Origin of the sequence: Psychrobacillus sp. NPDC093180 (assembly GCF_044754065.1) — a bacterium.
Lineage (GTDB): Bacteria > Bacillota > Bacilli > Bacillales_A > Planococcaceae > Psychrobacillus.
This window is the reverse complement of sequence record NZ_JBIVOJ010000007.1, coordinates 75,988-91,967: the sequence shown is the minus strand read 5'-3', so window position 1 is coordinate 91,967 and position 15,980 is coordinate 75,988. Positions and strand designations below refer to the sequence as shown.

Genomic DNA, 15,980 nt, shown 5'->3' with positions numbered 1-15,980 from the left:
CTTATTTTTTCCTAACATTGAATTGATACCCCAATCCTCGTAATGTTCTAATCTCGCCTTCATCTTCCGACCAATCAGCGAGTGCTTTTCTCAGACGTTTTATAGATAAATCAACAGCCCGATCACTTCCGTCGTAATCCCATCCCCAAATATGTTCAATTAATTGATCTCTAGTAAATGTTTGGTTCGGTTGCTTAGCCAAAAAGAGCAATACTGACAAATCCCTTGGCGTAAGAAATATTTCTTTCCCATCCAGCCTTACAGAATGACCAATAAAATCTATATGAAGCTTACCAAAGTTGATAGTTGATGGTTCTTCACTAGATAACCTTCGCAATACCGCCTTCACTCTTGCGACAACTTCATCAGCAATAAATGGTTTTGTAATATAATCATCTGCACCTTCGCCAAAACCTTCTAGGCGATAGTTAACATCTCCTAATGCAGTTAACATAATAACTGGGCAACTCCCTAGAGAACGAATTTCTTTTAAAATAACCCAGCCGTTTTTTCCAGGAAGCATTATATCTAACAGTACTAGATCAGGGCCTTCCTTTTCAAATACCTCTATTGCTTCTCCACCAGTGTAGCACTGCACTACTTCATAATTTTGTTTCGTTAAATACGCTTTCAGTACTTGGCTAATGGCAAACTCATCTTCGACTATTAATATTTTTTTCATCCGCCTAGCACACCCTTACCTGAGAGTTTCTAAATTTCTTACATTATACCACCTATTTAAGTCAGTTAAATGTCGGCCGAAATCTTACCGATTTAAATGATTTACATACATTGAATTCCGTATGTTGGCAACTTAAAAAGAAAAGCCCCCTAAATCGAAATTTTCGACTTGGAAGGCTGTTTTCTCATGAAATCATTCGTATACTTCATTAAATTTACATAAAGAAACTACATTGAACTACTCATTTGTAGTATCCTCCGTTTTTTCAGGTGGTTGTCGCTCTTGGCCTCTACCAAAACCACCTCCACCTTGCATAGTACCTCTCATTCCACCGCCCATCATAGATGAGCCTTCTTCAGTCACACCACTACTATTTAAATAAGTCATGACTGTTGTGGAGGAATAGGTCACACTACTTGTTGGATCTGTTGTAGTTGCATTCGTATAGACCCCATCAATAACTTCACCTGTTAAAGTACCTCCGTGACTTAAAGTTGTTTCTTCATTTAGCTCTAAGTCTGGAGAACTAATTACGATCATTTGATAATTTTTTTCAGGTGCGACCGTGATAATTTGTTCACCATTGCTGTTTGTTACAGTAACAGGTGTGTTTGCTTCAAGTGTCTCATCAAAAGTCATCATAATCGTATTTTGTGTTGATCCATCAGATACACCTAACGGCATTCCTGCACTACCAGAAGCTATTAATGTTCCGCCTTGCATTAAAAATGTTCCATCATAATCTAATGTCCCATTCATATTCTCGGTTGGACCATAAACGATAGTGGTACCACCCGTCATCGTAATATTCGTATTAGAATCTAATCCATCGCCATCCGCATCGACGTATAGATATCCTCCCGAAATCGTAAGCTGGCCATTCTCTATTGAAGAGTCATCTTCTTCTATTTCCTCAGTCTCTGTTGTAGTGGATGTTCGATCAAAAGCCCCAAACATTTCATTCATACTACTACCACCATTGACATTGACACCATCATCTGCTGCCTTAAGATGAATGGAACCATCTGAAATCTCAATATTAGTACCTTCTATACCCTCTAGGCTTTTTAATATCGTAATATCACCACCAGCAATAAATACATTACCATCTGCATGTATACCATCATCACCCGTTGAAAGAGTTTCTTTTCCACCTTGAATGGTTAAATCTCCATTGCTATGCAGTGCATCCTCCACTGTATCAACTGTGATCGTACCATCTAAGATATTTAAATTTGTTCCTGCTTTTATTCCCTTTTGACTTGTAGTGTCAACATTAGTGTCATTATCTTCTTCTGTATTTCCTTCTACTGGAACTCTGGAATCCGAATTTTGCGTTTTTTCTGGCGGAGTATTTTCCTTAGCGCTTACACCAGGCATTTCTCCATCTTCAGGTATTTCCCTACCTTCTGGATTTTGACGATCCATTCCACCACCGTCTTGAAGCTTCATAGATTCTAAAGCCGTTGTTAAATATTCTCGAATTTCCTCTGTTGTCATGCCCTCAATTTCAGTTGATATATCAATTGGGAAGTTCATACTTTCCATATTCTCAATAAATGCCTCTACTTCGTCATCTGTCATTGAACTGAAATCCATCCTCCTCCCTGCACCCATTCCTGGCATGGTTCCTCCACCTGGTCCTCCGCCCATTTCCATGCCTGATTCTGATGAAGACACAACTTCTGGACTTCCATCACCTGTTTTAATGGAATACTCCCCATCGATTACTAAAATTTCCTTTTCGGCTTGTATACCATCACCCTGTGCTACAACTGTTAAATAGCCACTTTCGAGAACAATATTTCCTCGACCTTCATCCTCATCATTGGATGATTTTACACCATCGCCATCTGCAGTTATATTAACTGTAGCATTAGACATTGCAAATACATCACGACCGACAACACCATCATCGACTGCAGTTACATTAATATTACCACCTGTAATAATCAAATCATCACGGCTCGTTATTCCGTCTTTGTATTGACCATTAACCGTCAATGTACCAGTACCATTGATGACTAAATCATCCTTACTAAAAATAGCTGCCCCGACCTCTGTATTTGCTTCATCTTCATAGACATAGGATATTGCATCAGTTAAATTATTTTCTGTACCTTTTTCAAGTGAGATAATCGTTTTATCTGATTGCTCGATATCAATTGTTGCATTAGTAGATGAAGTAATCTCTACACCATTTAATATTAAGCGTATATTTCCAGTATCCTCCGTATTAACCGTAATTTGACCATCAGAGAGGGATCCTTCCAGTACATAAATACCTGATGTATGAATCTCTACATTTTGCCCATTAATAATAACCCCACCAGGGCCATCAAAAGTTGTTGCCTCGTCATTTAAAGTTATTTTGGTAAATGTATCTCCTTCCCAGGCAGTGTAGTAATCCTCTGTATCATAATCTACATATTGAGAAATTAGCGCTTCCGTATCCACAGATGTATCTGTACTACTCTTTTCATTACATCCGCTAGCAATTAAAACAATCGATAGTATTAGCGGTACTGCTATTTTTTTCTTCATCCTATTACCTCCTATAAAACAAAGGTCTGTAAATTTACAGACCTTTGTTTCAACTATGCTGTAAAATTACCATCGTAGCTTAGCATTACTGCTGAAGATACACCTTTTACTTGTGAAATATCTGAAACTATTTTTGTATCATTTTCTTTCACACGTATTTCATATGTTACTTCCGTTTCATATTCTAAAATATGAGATTTCGATTTTAATGCATATTTCTTCGTTGAATTTCTTAATAGTTGATCAATAGAATCAGCTGCTTCACCATTAGCAAATTTCACAACTAATAAATATGGATTTTCCACTACAATTTTATTTGCAAATAGGATAATGACCAAACTAATTAAGATTGTGCCGACAATTCCCAACAAGATAAAACCTGCACCACATAAGATTCCTACAATTATTGACCAAAATAAGTAGACTAAATCCATTGGATCCTTAATCGGCGTACGGAAACGAACGATAGATAACGCACCAACCATACCAAGTGATAATAGAACATTTTGACTGATACCCATGATGACTAGCGAGGTTGCCATTGTCATAATCATCAGGGAGATATTAAAGGTATGGGAGTAAATTACTCCATTAAATGTTTTCTTATAAACCACATAAATAACTATCCCCAAGAGAAATGCTGAAATAAGACCTATTAGTGAATCAGTTAAAGAAAATGTAGTTGTTTTTTCTATAAAGCTTGATTTGAAAATATCTGTAAAAGTTGTTGAAGTTGCCATTTTATTTCCTCCTAATTTATGCCGCTAGGGATGAAGAACCCCCTACTGATTGAACTTTCAATTTATATATACATACGACTTAACTGATATTTGGAATAAGCCTCATGTTTCGTATTAATACCTTGAAGCATCATTTTCACAACATCCGGTAAGTACTCGTCAAACTTTACTTCTAAAATGACCTCTGTCGGATCAAGCACATCTACCATTGGTAAATGCTTGTTGAACATATCTGTATTTCGTATGCTGGTTTGCACTTTACTATCAAACGTCACCCTTACATTTCCATATAAATAAACGTAAGCCTCCCTTTCGTAATCTACTACTGCCATTGGTTTAATTAAATTTCTAGTCATTTCTGAGTACAAGTCACAAGTTAACGAGCGGTCATCTTTTTCCATCCACTGAATATCACCGATACGAATTTTTTCAAATTCTGACCTCGTCATATTGCACTTAGATTTAAAAGTTAGATTATTACGCTTACTTTTCCGTTCAAGATTAATAATCCCTTCACTTTTTCCATAAATACGAACACGATATTTATCTCTAGTTAAATAGCCTTCCTTTTTCTCGTTCATGACTTTGTTTTCAAAGTTATCAAAGTAACACGAACGAATTAAATATTTTCCTGTTGGACCGGAATGGGTATCTAAACTCATCACATATTTCAGTTTATTTTTTAATAACATATAATCTATATATGTGATGCCATATTTTAGTTCTTGTCTCCCATTTGGATTAAACGATGTATGAATAGGCATGAATACACTCCTTTTTTAGATTTGAAAAGCTTTGGAAAAGATCAACTAACTTGCTGATAAACATACTTTAACTAATGAATATGTCAGCAATGCGTCAAGTAAATATTTTGTAAATTTTTATTTGTAATATAGAATTCAGCTTTTGGCGTAGTATTTCTAATTGTTCTGAACTTCAAATGGATTCCTCACTCGTACTTTCCATATAAACAAACTATCTATTCCATTGTTCAACTATAAAAAGAAGACCAATTCTTAATGAATTGGTCTGTTTTTCTTTATGGTCGTGAAATACCAGAAAATAAATTGACAAACGTAATCGCCTGCAATACTCTAAATATTTAGGTTAGCAATTGACTATTCTATAGTTGTACCTAAATTGCACATTTTCTGAAGAAGTAGTCTTTGCACATACTATAGAGTGAAAGCATGGAACATTTTAAATAAGAGGTGTAGATAAATGACAATACCAGTAATTATCGATTGTGATCCAGGAATAGATGACGTAATGGCATTAACACTTGCTTTTGCACATCCGGAACTAGATATTAAACTAATCACAACAGAGCCAGGCAACCAAACACAAGAAAAAACGATTCACAATGCACTTACATTTACAAGTTACATGAAAAAAAACATAGAAATTGCAAGAGGCCTAGATAAACCATTTTTCCGCAAACTTGAAATTGCCGATAAAGTGCATGGCGAGAATGGACTTGGCAATGTTGAGTTTCCAGAACCTACTATACAAGTAAGTAATCGCACAGCAATTGAAGCGATGAAAGAAACACTACTATCTAGCGATGAGCAAATAATACTTATCGCAACCGGTCCTTTAACAAATGTTGGTGCACTACTATTAGCACATCCAGAGGTAAAGACAAAAATTAAATATATTTCCTACATGGGTGGGGCTGCCGTTGGAGGTAATATGTCTCCTACTGCAGAATTTAACGTATATGTCGATCCACATGCAGCGGATATTGTCTTCCGTTCAGGCATTCCTGTTGTCATGAGCGGATTAGACGTGACGCATAAAGCATACGTTACAATAGAAGAGATAAATGAAATGGAAGCAATAGGCTCTGACTTCGCTTCAAAAGTTAGTCAAATGCTTCGCTTTTACATACATTCAGCTAAGCAAACTGCATTTCACGCACCTAATTTTGAAAATCAGATACACTTACATGATTTGTGTGCAGTGTCTTATGTACTAACACCCGAGCTTTTTGAAGGGGATGACTGTCACGTTGCAGTTGAATTAGAAGGGAAATATACTGCCGGAACTACAATTGTAGATTATGCCCAACAAACCGGGCTTCCACATAATGTAAAAGTATTGCATACAATCAACAGAGAAAAATTTGTGGAGCAATTTTTCAATGCTGTAAAAAAAATGAGTGCGGATTAAAGTACCTTGTAGTCCATGAAAGGAATAGAAAAACATGAACATCACAGTCGTAGGAAGCACCAATATGGACCTTGTCTATCTAGTGCCGCATATCGTAGCAGCTGGTGAAACATTACATAGCACAAAACATGAATTGTTCTTCGGCGGAAAAGGAGCAAATCAAGCTGTAACTGCGGGTCAACTAGGAGCAAATGTTCACTTCATTGGCAATGTTGGTGCAGATGATTTTGGAGAGCAGATAAAGCAAAATTTGCAAGACAAAGGTGTAAATATTGCCGCAGTACAAAACGTAGGTATTACAGGACAAGCAATTATCCAATTGGCGGATTCGGGCGAAAACTCGATTATTCTTTTTCCAGGTGCAAACTTTCTTGTCACCCCGGAACAAATAGAGCAACATACAGAAAGAATAGTCTCGAGCGAAGTCCTTCTACTACAATTGGAGATTCCTATGCCAGCAGTCGAAACTGCCGCTAACATTGCTTCCCAAAATGGTGTACCAATTATTTTAAATCCAGCTCCTGCACAACAAATTAGCGATTCATTATTGAGTAAAGTATCTATACTAACACCAAATGAAACTGAATTAGCAATACTAACAGGGATGAAAACAGAAACGAAAGAGGATCTGTTTCAAGCTTGCTCTTCACTACTACAAAAAGGGGTTGGAGCTGTAGTAGTAACCCTAGGTGCTAAAGGGGCTTTTTACATGAACCACTTTGAGCATGGATATGTTCAAGCAAACAAAGTAGTTGCAAAAGATACGACTGGTGCCGGGGATGCTTTTAACGGTGCTTTAGCTGTAGGATTATGCCAAGGAAGTGTCATAAAGGACAGTATTTTATATGCATCGAAGGTATCCGCATACGTTGTTACCCAAATGGGAGCACAACCTGCTATCCCCTCTTCTTTCCGTGTAAAAAGATAAGTTTTAGAAGTGAAAAAAATCAGTAATTCTTTGTCTGATTTCGCATTTACTAGATATACGAAAAGCCAACTATTTATCAAATAATAGTTGGCTTTTTATATTAGATTTTCTTTTTTGTATCTATTTCTTTATCATCTAATTTAAATTCTTCCGCTACATCATCCACAATATCTTTTGTCGAATTTTTAAATTCTTTTAAAGTTTGTCCAACTGCTCTACCTAATTGAGGTAATTTTTTTGGTCCAAAAACGATTAAAGCAATTATTAAAATAATTATTAAACCTGGTACGCCGATATTTGGCATAGTATTTTCCTCCTCATAACTAAATATAAATTAATCACTTGGCTTTATGTGCAATGTTGTTTTTTTGATAAATTATGGTTGTTTTGTATCAACTACATATTATACTCTTTTGTCGAAGTTTGTAAATACACCATAATTCATTTCCATGGTTTGCATATTAGGGGCAGGTATTGATCTTGCTATAATCACTTATTTCATAAAATAATAATTACTGTTTATATAGCATTAAACTCCTCCATTAAAAGTGTGAAATATAAGCATTAATGATGTATTTTCAGAAAAATAAAATAGTAAAAAGGTTCTATAAAATCACAAAAAAAGTATGGACATTTTATGAACAGGAGGAGTAGAATAGGTTCTGTTGTTTTGTATCGTTATTTTAGGATATCTTTTTCGAAGAATAAACTCATTTTTATTAGGAAGAAAGGAGATCTGGTGTGACTCAATATAATATAGAAGAATTGAAAATGCTGACTCAAGTATTTTTTGCACTATTTATAGTAGCCGATTTTGCACTGTATCTTTTTTTCTCTAACAATTCCTTTCCTTGGTTTGCATTATTAGGATCTGGTATTGGTCTAGCTATCATAGTTCTTTGCTGGACTGGGAAAAAACATACATACTTTATTGCCTCTTTATTAGTTTTTACCGTTGTGTTTTCAATCGTATATAACTGGCATTCAATTGTTCATTAATTAGAATTACCAAATTCTATATTTAGCTAGATAAACAAGTTGTTAGATTTTTTACACATTTTATTCAGGAGGTTTTATTATGTCAGAACAAGATAAAAAGACTCCAATTTTAGATAAACGCTCATCTAGACGTACATTTATCAAAAATTCGGGATTAACAGTTGGTGGGGTTGTTTTAGGGGGAGCCCTTGGAAGTCTTTTAGGAAAGGATTCTACAAAAACTAAAACGATCGAATCACATGTCCACTCAGAAGCAACTGCAGTGAACTTTAACCAAGCATTGATGTATTTTGATAAAGCCCAATTCGATACTATCGAAGCGGCAGCAGAGCAAATATTTCCGAAAACAGATGTAGGTCCTGGTGCAAAAGAATTACTGGTTGCTTATTTCATCGATCACCAATTAGCCGGAAACTGGGGATTAAATGGAAAAGAATATATGAGCGGGCCTTTCTTCCCGACAGAAGCAACTGCTTTGTTTGGCCATCAAACACATTTAAATAGACAGCAAATCTTCAATTTAGGAATCGAGGCATTGAATGCGGAAGCAAAAAAGAATTACGACAATAACTTTGCTGCACTAAATGAAGAAGATCAGATTGCTATTTTAACTGCTTTTGAAGCAGACGAAGTAACCTTAAACGGAGCTGTAACATCCGGCTTCTTCTTTAGATTATTAAAAAGTGCAACTATTGAAGGTGTATATGCTGATCCTCTTTACGGAGGCAATAAAAATATGGAAGGCTGGAAAATGAAAAACTTCCCTGGCCATCAAATGAGTTATGCGAACATTATCGAAAAAGATGAATTTGTAAAAATGGACCCAATGAGCTTAAATTCACAACACAATCATTAATCGAGAGGAAGCAAATAAATCATGGCAAAAAAATTACCGAAAACAGACATAGTTTTGGCAGGTGTGGGCTGGACAGGTGGCATTATCGCTGCAGAACTTACTAGAAAAGGATACAAAGTAGTAGGTTTAGAACGAGGAAAAGAAAGAAAAACAGAAGACTATTTAATGGTTCACGATGAGCTTAGGTATCAGCAAAGAAACGAAATGATGCAAGATCTTTCAAAAGAAACATTAACAGTTCGTCATGATCGTTCTAAAAGAGCATTGCCTTATCGTCAGCACGGTTCTTTCTTAATCGGTGATGGTGTTGGCGGTTCCGGAGAACACTGGAACGGTTTAACGTATCGCTTTTTCCCATATGATTTTGAGATTTACACAAAAACGGTAGAACGTTATGGGAAAGACAAAATACCAGCAGACATGCCCCTTCAAGATTGGGGAATCACATATGATGAATTAGTACCCTACTTCGAAAAGTTCGAAACTATGGCTGGGATTTCGGGGGAAGCTAATCCTCATCCCGAAGTTCCAGAAGTTAGATATCCTACAGTCCCTCTTAAAGAAACACCTTCTATGAAGATGTTTAGAGAAGCCTCTAAAAACTTAGGGTATCATCCTTATATTGCGCCCGCAGCTACACTTTCTGAAAGCTATACAAATCCAGATGGGATTTCGCGCGGTGCATGTCAATATTGTGGGTTCTGTGAGCGTTTTGGCTGTGAGTATGGTGCAAAAGCATCGCCGGTAGTAACAGTTCTACCAGTAGCAAAAGAAACAGGTAATTTTGAAGTAAGAACTCACTGCGTGGTTCGTAAAGTCCTACACACAAATGGCAAAGCTACTGGAGTTTTATATGTTGATACACGTACTGGTGAGGAATATATCCAAGAAGCAGACGTTGTGGTAGTATCTGCATATGTTCTTAACAACATTAGAATCCTGCTAAACTCTAAACTTGGCCGTCCATATGATCCAGAAACAGGAACAGGAGTCATCGGGAAGAACTATGCTTACCAAATGACATCAGCTGCATCTACTGGTTTCTTTAAAGATAAAGAATTCAATTTATACGCCGGCACAGGTGCACTTGCGGGAGTTCTCGACGATTTTAACGGAGATAACTTTGATCATACTGATCTAAACTTTATTCATGGTGGTAATATTGCTCTTGGTCATTACGGAAAACGTCCTATCTCAAACAATTCTGTGCCTAAAGGAACACCAGGCTGGGGTAAAGAATTTAAAGATGAGTCTATCTTTTGGGCTAATCGAAGCTTATCAGTAGGATCTCAAGGCTCCGTTATGCCAAATAAAGAAAACTATATTGATTTAGACCCTACCTACAAAGATCAATTTGGAGATCCTTTAATTCGCATGACATTTAACTATAAAGATAATGAACGAAATCAACAAAAATATATAAGAGAAATAACTACGAAGATTCTTGAAGAAATGGGTGCAGATATGATTACCACACCTGGAGATCAAGGTGATTGGGATACGACAAAATATCAAACTACTCATAATACTGGTGGAGTTATTATGGGTGCGGACCCTAAAACAAGTGCATTAAATAACTATCTTCAAATGTGGGATTGTGAAAATGTATTTGTACCTGGTGCTAATGCTTTTCCTCATAATTCAGGTATGAACCCTACAGGAACGGTTGGAGCACTTGCATACCGTGCTGCAGAAGGTATTGAAAAATATTTAAAAAATGGTGGATCTTTAGTTTAATAAAACAATAAACATTTTTTCATAGAATTAGCCAACAACTAAAAAGCTACTAGTTCTCTCTTTTGAGAGTGCTAGTAGCTCTTTTAATATTAGAAGATAAACTGATCTCTTCCCCATAGACATCTATACTTCTCGCTTGTGGATATTAATTTTGGCTCTTACTTCTAAACTATATTAACATAATAGTCGAAATAGGTAGTATTTACATTCAACTTTTTCACAATACTGCTGTAACTTGTGATAAAATGAATGATAAAATTATTTTCTTACGCGAGGAGTGCTTTTAATTGAATATCGAACCATCTAGAAAAATGTCCATATTTGAACCTGCTATTTTCGGTGATTTAAAAGCAGCCGCCGCCGCAAAACAAGCAGCTGGTTATGAAGTATACGATTTAAGTTTAGGTAGTCCGGACTTACCTCCGGATGAAAAAATAAGAAAAGTTCTATCTGAACAAAGTTTCTCTGAACATTCATATGGCTACATGCTGAGTGGAACAAAACGTTTTAACGAAGCAGTAGCAGATTATTATAAACGACGAGTAAACGTTACTTTAAATCCACAAACTGAGGTTTTACAAACAATGGGTTCCCAAGAAGGACTAGTTCATCTTCCGATTGCATTTTGCAACGAAGGGGACATTGTACTCACAACAAACCCTGGATACGTTGCGTATGACGCTGGCATTAAGCTTGCGGGTGCGGTTCCCTACTATATGAATCTAACGGAAGAGAACGGCTATTTACCAGATTTAGATGCAATCCCTGAGGAAATAGCATACAAGTCGAAGTTAATGATATTAAATCTACCAGGGAATCCTGTTCCAGCAATGCCTAATGAAGCTTTCTTCGGAAAAGTAGTAGCTTTTGCAAATAAATATAATGTGATCATTTTGCATGATGCCGCTTATTCTGAATTTTATTTTTCTGGGGATGCACCAAGTAGTTTTTTGACTACCCCTGGGGCAATGGAAGTTGGAATGGAGATTAATTCTTTATCTAAAAGCTTTAGCTTAGCTGGTACTCGTATTGCTTATCTAGTAGGGAATGCGGAAATGATCAGTATTATGAAGCAATTGAAATCTAATCTAGACTTTGGCATTTTCAGTCCCATCCAAGAAGCAGGAATTACGGCATTGAATAACGCAGAGGAAATTACGGATCGTCTACGACAATTATTTGCAGAACGCCACCAAGTGTTAATGCAAGGCATAATGGATTTAGGTTGGACCGTAGCACCTTCTAATGGTGGTATGTTCGTTTGGGCTAAATATCCTTATGATATGGATGATAAAGAATTTGCCTTTGAAGTTATTCGTCAAACTGGGGTCGTTACTGTACCTGGCACAGTATTTGGATCAGAAGGTGCCGGCTTCGTTCGAGTTGCACTTGTACAAGATGTTGAAACACTGAAAAAAGCAGTGGAGCAGTTGAAAACATTAAATCTCGAAACCTGCGCTACTTTAGTGAATAATTGAACAAAAAGACCAAGGAAAGCTTATGCTTAGCTTTCACTTGGTCTTTCTTTTTCTTCCATCGGTTTTACGAGGGCAAACTTTTCCCATCTTCTACCCTTCCATCTGAAATACATAATGATGGCTCTTGTCCATTCATCCGCTGTTATTGCTAGCCAAATTCCCGGCAAGCCTAAATCCAATACAAACACTAAAAAGTATCCTAACGGCAAACTCATCATGACCATAGAAAGTGCACCCATAGCTACTGGAAATTTAGCGTCTCCAGCTGCTCGTAATGAGTTAATAATCACAATGTTCATTGTACGACCAGTCTCTAGCAAAATACTTAGGATTAATACAGATGCACCAATTTGAATAACGTGTTCGTTATTAGTAAACAAACTTAGTAATGGAATACGGAATATCATGACGATTGCTACCATTACAAGCGTAAATAATAATGCCCATTTCACACTTGTCCATACCGACTTATACGCCTCGTCTTTTTCATTTGCACCAACCAGTCTTCCGACAATAATTGCTGTCCCCATCCCGATTGCTATTGCAAATAAATAAGTGAACATCGATATATTCACAGCGTACTGTCTTGCTGCTAACGATTCTGCTCCTAAATACGTTACATAATAAAGGAATACAATTTGGCATCCTTGATACAATATCTGTTCAAAAGCAGATGGTAATCCAATTTGTAAAATTTTACGAATATACTCTTTAGACATGGTAAAGTAATAAACTACTTTCACCCGGTATTCCATCACTTGATACAATAGCCAGAAGAATACAAGCATAGCAACAAGTCGGCTTACTACCGAAGAAATAGCCGCACCTTGCACGCCCAATTCTGGGAACCCAAACTTACCGAAGATTAATGCATAATTACCTACTACGTGAATGATATTCATCCCAAGAGACACGAGCATCGTCTGCTTGGTATATCCATGTACCCGAATAATAGCTGCTAAAGCATTGATAACGGCTTGTAGGAAAATTGCTCCCCCTACTATCGATAAATATTGATTGGCATAAACAAGCACGTCCCCTTGTAAGTTCATTGCAATCATTATTTTCTTAGAGAAAAGTATAAAGCCTATACTTAATAGAATCCCAACGCCTAAATTGAGTGTAACTGCAAGCCCGGATATCTTCGAAGCTTCGATGAATCTTCTCGATCCCAAGTATTGCGATACTACGATTGCAGCACCATTTCCTACTACCTCTAAAACTAAAATGGCAATTTGTATATATTGGTTTGCCGCCCCAACTCCAGACACCGCATTGTCCGATAGGGCGCTCAGCATAAATGTATCGGCAATCCCCATTAACATAAATAAAAATACTTCTAAAAAAATAGGCCAAGTTAAATGAAATAAATTTAACTTTTCCCCTAGATTGTTCTTCTTCCTCGTCACCATTTTTATTCCTTCTTTATCTATTCATTTTTTCATAAGAAGAATCTTACCATACACATAGGTACGATGCTAGTTAAAGTTGCACAATTGTTCCATAACAAATACAGCGTGAACAATATCGTTCACACTGTGAGTTTAAATAATATAAGAATTTATTTCTAATGAATCATATCCTGGACTGTTTGTACAATCAAGAATACATTCAATAGGATAATCACCAATGCAATAGCCCATGCAAAAAACGTTGTTATTTTGTGATTTACCAAAGATCCCATAACTTTTTTGCTACTTGTAAAAACAATTAGTGGAACTAAAGCAAAGGGTATACCAAATGATAAAATCACCTGACTTAAGATAAGTGCAGTTGTGGCATTTACCCCCATTGCAATAACAATAATAGGTGGAATAATCGTAATCGCTCTTCTCAAATATAGAGGGATACGCCGCTTAATATACCCCTGCATAATGACATCTCCCGCTAGAGTGCCTACAGAGGAACTTGCTAACCCAGATGCCAGCAATGCTATACCAAATAATATCGCTGCGAATGGTCCGATCATATCTCCAAATAATTGAAATGCTACATCCAAGCTTTCAACATGCAATCCTTCTTTAAAAAACAATGCCGCTGCAACAATTAGCATACTTGCATTTACGGTACCCGCAATCACCATGGCTATTAAAATATCTACAAATTCAAAACGAAAGATTCTTTTTTTCTCAGATTCTGTTCTACCAACAATTCTTTTTTTAGTTAAAGCGGAATGAAGATAGATTGCGTGAGGCATTACAGTTGCCCCTAGTATCCCAGCAGCTAACATTACACTATCTACTCCATCAAATTTTGGAGTAAAAAGACCAGCAATAACAGAACTAGCGTCAGGTTTCGCCAAAAAGACTTGTAGACCAAACGCAATAGCAACTATAAAGAGCATTCCGGTTATTCCTGCTTCAAAAGATCGTACACCTCTACGTTGTAATTCAAGAATTACGAAAGATCCTATCGCCGCAATTAGAGCGGAAGGTAATAACGGTATTCCAAACAATAAATACAATCCAAGTGCAGCACCGATAAACTCAGCGAGATCCGTAGCAATTATAATGAGCTCTCCTTGAATCCATAACCCTATCGATACTGCCTTAGGAAATTTCTCTCGCGACACTTCTGGTAGGTTTTTACCTGTAGCTATTCCTAACTTGGCCGATAAAGATTGTATAAGAATTGCCATTAAGTTAGAGACAAGTACTACCCAAAGCAGTAAATATCCATGTTCAGAACCCGCACTAATATTAGTTGCGAAGTTCCCCGGATCTATATATGCTACTCCTGCGATAAAAGCAGGTCCTAAAAAAGGTAATAATCTACTTAATTTATTGGGAGTAGACGTTAGCTCTTCGTATTTTTTATATTCACTATGCTCTTGATTATTCTCCATCAAACTCACCTCTACTATTCTTGAGGAGATTTAAGACTTTTTAATTTCCTTTCAACCAAAAAGTTTCCCTGAGGAAAATATAAACCTCAATGATAAAAAAAGCAACAGATACACTTCATTTTTTGAGTGTAAATGGATTAATGCACATAATAGGGAAACTGCGCGGTAAAGCTTTATTAGGTGTCCGCCGTGATTTTCACTCCAGTCGGGCGCTTTCCGTGGGGTGAGCGATGAGCCATCCCCTCCGCTTTGGGCGTCGTTGGGATGTCTCATTAGCCCACTCGTCCCACAGGAGTCGCCGACTGTAGCAAAAATCAATGGTAATTTCGTTTTTATTTATGATCGACTTTCTAAAAACAAAAATAAAAACAAAAACATCAACAGTTTTTTGACTAAGTAAATCCAATAAATGGCTAAGAGCAACCAAATTACCCCTGAGAGCAATCAATTTTCATTAAACAAGTTTACTTGGAGTGAGACGTCGATGACTACGTCGCAGTTTCCCTATACTGCACTCTACGTTGTTTAGAAGAAAATATGTAATTGCAACAGGTTTCCTAGGGGGTTTACATAGAAAAACGTTTGACTAGGCCTTCTAATCAAACGTTAACAGGTCCTATTTAGTTATTTTCATCCGTTATTCCAACATTCTTATAGATATATTCTTTCAGCTTTTCCACCGTAAACACGATTTCGTAGGTCAGAAGGTTATCCTTCACATGAGCCAGTTTGTTTCCATCAGTTGATTCCGATTGAATGTGTAGGATATTATCTATATACAACACACCTTCATTCGTTATGCGTTCTTTGTTATCCTCTTTTGCGCTATCTACCAAACCTTCCCGTTGCAGTTCTTCTACGGATTTTGCGTAATTTTCCTGTAGGCTATCCTGTAAGACATTTTCCAATTCCTTCATCGCATGTTCCGTGTCTTCTAAAAAATTATAAATATAATAGGCAAGTAATACTTGTTCTTTGAGCGTTAGTTTTGCCATGGAA

The 15,980-nt window shown here is 36.8% G+C and carries 14 protein-coding genes; 6 read left to right on the top strand and 8 right to left on the bottom strand.

Features of this window, described 5'->3' with window-relative positions:
• Position 1: 1 nt before the first annotated feature.
• The 4 genes from ACIP9W_RS11905 to ACIP9W_RS11890 all read right to left on the bottom strand — a co-directional run bounded on the left by ACIP9W_RS11905 (position 2) and on the right by ACIP9W_RS11890 (position 4,730).
• On the bottom strand, positions 2-682 hold the full coding sequence (locus ACIP9W_RS11905; protein ID WP_400789557.1) for a response regulator transcription factor: 681 nt from the start codon (positions 680-682) through the stop codon (positions 2-4).
• A 237-nt stretch (positions 683-919) separates the two neighbouring features.
• The gene (locus tag ACIP9W_RS11900; protein ID WP_400789554.1) at positions 920-3,226 is read right to left on the bottom strand and encodes a carbohydrate-binding domain-containing protein; all 2,307 of its coding nucleotides are present in this window, start codon (positions 3,224-3,226) and stop codon (positions 920-922) included.
• 53 nt (positions 3,227-3,279) lie between these two features.
• The gene (locus ACIP9W_RS11895; RefSeq protein WP_400789552.1) at positions 3,280-3,966 is read right to left on the bottom strand and encodes a DUF4956 domain-containing protein; all 687 of its coding nucleotides are present in this window, start codon (positions 3,964-3,966) and stop codon (positions 3,280-3,282) included.
• Positions 3,967-4,028: 62 nt separating this feature from the next.
• Positions 4,029-4,730, bottom strand: coding sequence for a polyphosphate polymerase domain-containing protein (locus tag ACIP9W_RS11890; protein WP_400789549.1), 702 nt, complete (start codon positions 4,728-4,730; stop codon positions 4,029-4,031).
• Between the two features lie 457 nt (positions 4,731-5,187).
• Between ACIP9W_RS11890 and ACIP9W_RS11885 the strand changes: the two genes are divergently transcribed.
• Together ACIP9W_RS11885 and rbsK are read left to right on the top strand one after the other, a co-directional pair.
• Complete coding sequence (locus ACIP9W_RS11885) at positions 5,188-6,138, top strand: nucleoside hydrolase (protein ID WP_400789547.1); 951 nt, start codon at positions 5,188-5,190, stop codon at positions 6,136-6,138.
• 34 nt (positions 6,139-6,172) lie between these two features.
• Complete coding sequence (rbsK, locus tag ACIP9W_RS11880; RefSeq protein ID WP_400789546.1) at positions 6,173-7,066, top strand: ribokinase; 894 nt, start codon at positions 6,173-6,175, stop codon at positions 7,064-7,066.
• A gap of 100 nt (positions 7,067-7,166) precedes the next feature.
• Here the strand turns inward: rbsK and tatA are convergent, their stop codons facing one another.
• Positions 7,167-7,370, bottom strand: a complete 204-nt coding sequence (tatA, locus tag ACIP9W_RS11875; protein ID WP_400789543.1) for a twin-arginine translocase TatA/TatE family subunit — start codon at positions 7,368-7,370, stop codon at positions 7,167-7,169.
• A gap of 437 nt (positions 7,371-7,807) precedes the next feature.
• Between tatA and ACIP9W_RS11870 the strand changes: the two genes are divergently transcribed.
• The 4 genes from ACIP9W_RS11870 (at position 7,808) to ACIP9W_RS11855 (ending at position 12,136) form a co-directional block, all read left to right on the top strand.
• Complete coding sequence (locus ACIP9W_RS11870; protein WP_400789540.1) at positions 7,808-8,065, top strand: hypothetical protein; 258 nt, start codon at positions 7,808-7,810, stop codon at positions 8,063-8,065.
• 79 nt (positions 8,066-8,144) lie between these two features.
• Complete coding sequence (locus ACIP9W_RS11865) at positions 8,145-8,921, top strand: gluconate 2-dehydrogenase subunit 3 family protein (RefSeq protein WP_400789538.1); 777 nt, start codon at positions 8,145-8,147, stop codon at positions 8,919-8,921.
• A 21-nt stretch (positions 8,922-8,942) separates the two neighbouring features.
• Complete coding sequence (locus ACIP9W_RS11860) at positions 8,943-10,658, top strand: GMC family oxidoreductase (RefSeq protein ID WP_400789536.1); 1,716 nt, start codon at positions 8,943-8,945, stop codon at positions 10,656-10,658.
• Positions 10,659-10,945: 287 nt separating this feature from the next.
• Positions 10,946-12,136 carry an aminotransferase class I/II-fold pyridoxal phosphate-dependent enzyme gene (locus tag ACIP9W_RS11855; protein ID WP_400789534.1) on the top strand — a complete coding sequence of 397 codons (1,191 nt, stop codon included), beginning with the start codon at positions 10,946-10,948 and terminating at the stop codon, positions 12,134-12,136.
• A gap of 26 nt (positions 12,137-12,162) precedes the next feature.
• On the opposite strand, the gene ACIP9W_RS11850 is transcribed toward ACIP9W_RS11855, so the two are convergent.
• The 3 genes from ACIP9W_RS11850 to ACIP9W_RS11840 all read right to left on the bottom strand — a co-directional run bounded on the left by ACIP9W_RS11850 (position 12,163) and on the right by ACIP9W_RS11840 (position 15,976).
• Entirely contained in the window at positions 12,163-13,548 is a 1,386-nt protein-coding gene (locus tag ACIP9W_RS11850; RefSeq protein ID WP_400789532.1) for an MATE family efflux transporter, read from the bottom strand.
• Positions 13,549-13,703: 155 nt separating this feature from the next.
• On the bottom strand, positions 13,704-14,981 hold the full coding sequence (locus ACIP9W_RS11845) for an Nramp family divalent metal transporter (protein WP_400789530.1): 1,278 nt from the start codon (positions 14,979-14,981) through the stop codon (positions 13,704-13,706).
• A 620-nt stretch (positions 14,982-15,601) separates the two neighbouring features.
• Positions 15,602-15,976, bottom strand: coding sequence for a hypothetical protein (locus ACIP9W_RS11840; protein WP_400789527.1), 375 nt, complete (start codon positions 15,974-15,976; stop codon positions 15,602-15,604).
• Positions 15,977-15,980: the final 4 nt, after the last annotated feature.

Coding starts and splice junctions, on each gene's coding strand:
- ACIP9W_RS11885 (WP_400789547.1), top strand. CDS start 5,188: ATGACAATACCAGTAATTATCGATTGTGATCCAGGAATAGATGACGTA.
- ACIP9W_RS11860 (WP_400789536.1), top strand. CDS start 8,943: ATGGCAAAAAAATTACCGAAAACAGACATAGTTTTGGCAGGTGTGGGC.
- ACIP9W_RS11895 (WP_400789552.1), bottom strand. CDS start 3,966: ATGGCAACTTCAACAACTTTTACAGATATTTTCAAATCAAGCTTTATA.
- tatA (WP_400789543.1), bottom strand. CDS start 7,370: ATGCCAAATATCGGCGTACCAGGTTTAATAATTATTTTAATAATTGCT.
- ACIP9W_RS11845 (WP_400789530.1), bottom strand. CDS start 14,981: ATGGAGAATAATCAAGAGCATAGTGAATATAAAAAATACGAAGAGCTA.
- ACIP9W_RS11905 (WP_400789557.1), bottom strand. CDS start 682: ATGAAAAAAATATTAATAGTCGAAGATGAGTTTGCCATTAGCCAAGTA.
- ACIP9W_RS11840 (WP_400789527.1), bottom strand. CDS start 15,976: ATGGCAAAACTAACGCTCAAAGAACAAGTATTACTTGCCTATTATATT.
- ACIP9W_RS11850 (WP_400789532.1), bottom strand. CDS start 13,548: ATGGTGACGAGGAAGAAGAACAATCTAGGGGAAAAGTTAAATTTATTT.
- rbsK (WP_400789546.1), top strand. CDS start 6,173: ATGAACATCACAGTCGTAGGAAGCACCAATATGGACCTTGTCTATCTA.
- ACIP9W_RS11900 (WP_400789554.1), bottom strand. CDS start 3,226: ATGAAGAAAAAAATAGCAGTACCGCTAATACTATCGATTGTTTTAATT.
- ACIP9W_RS11865 (WP_400789538.1), top strand. CDS start 8,145: ATGTCAGAACAAGATAAAAAGACTCCAATTTTAGATAAACGCTCATCT.
- ACIP9W_RS11890 (WP_400789549.1), bottom strand. CDS start 4,730: ATGCCTATTCATACATCGTTTAATCCAAATGGGAGACAAGAACTAAAA.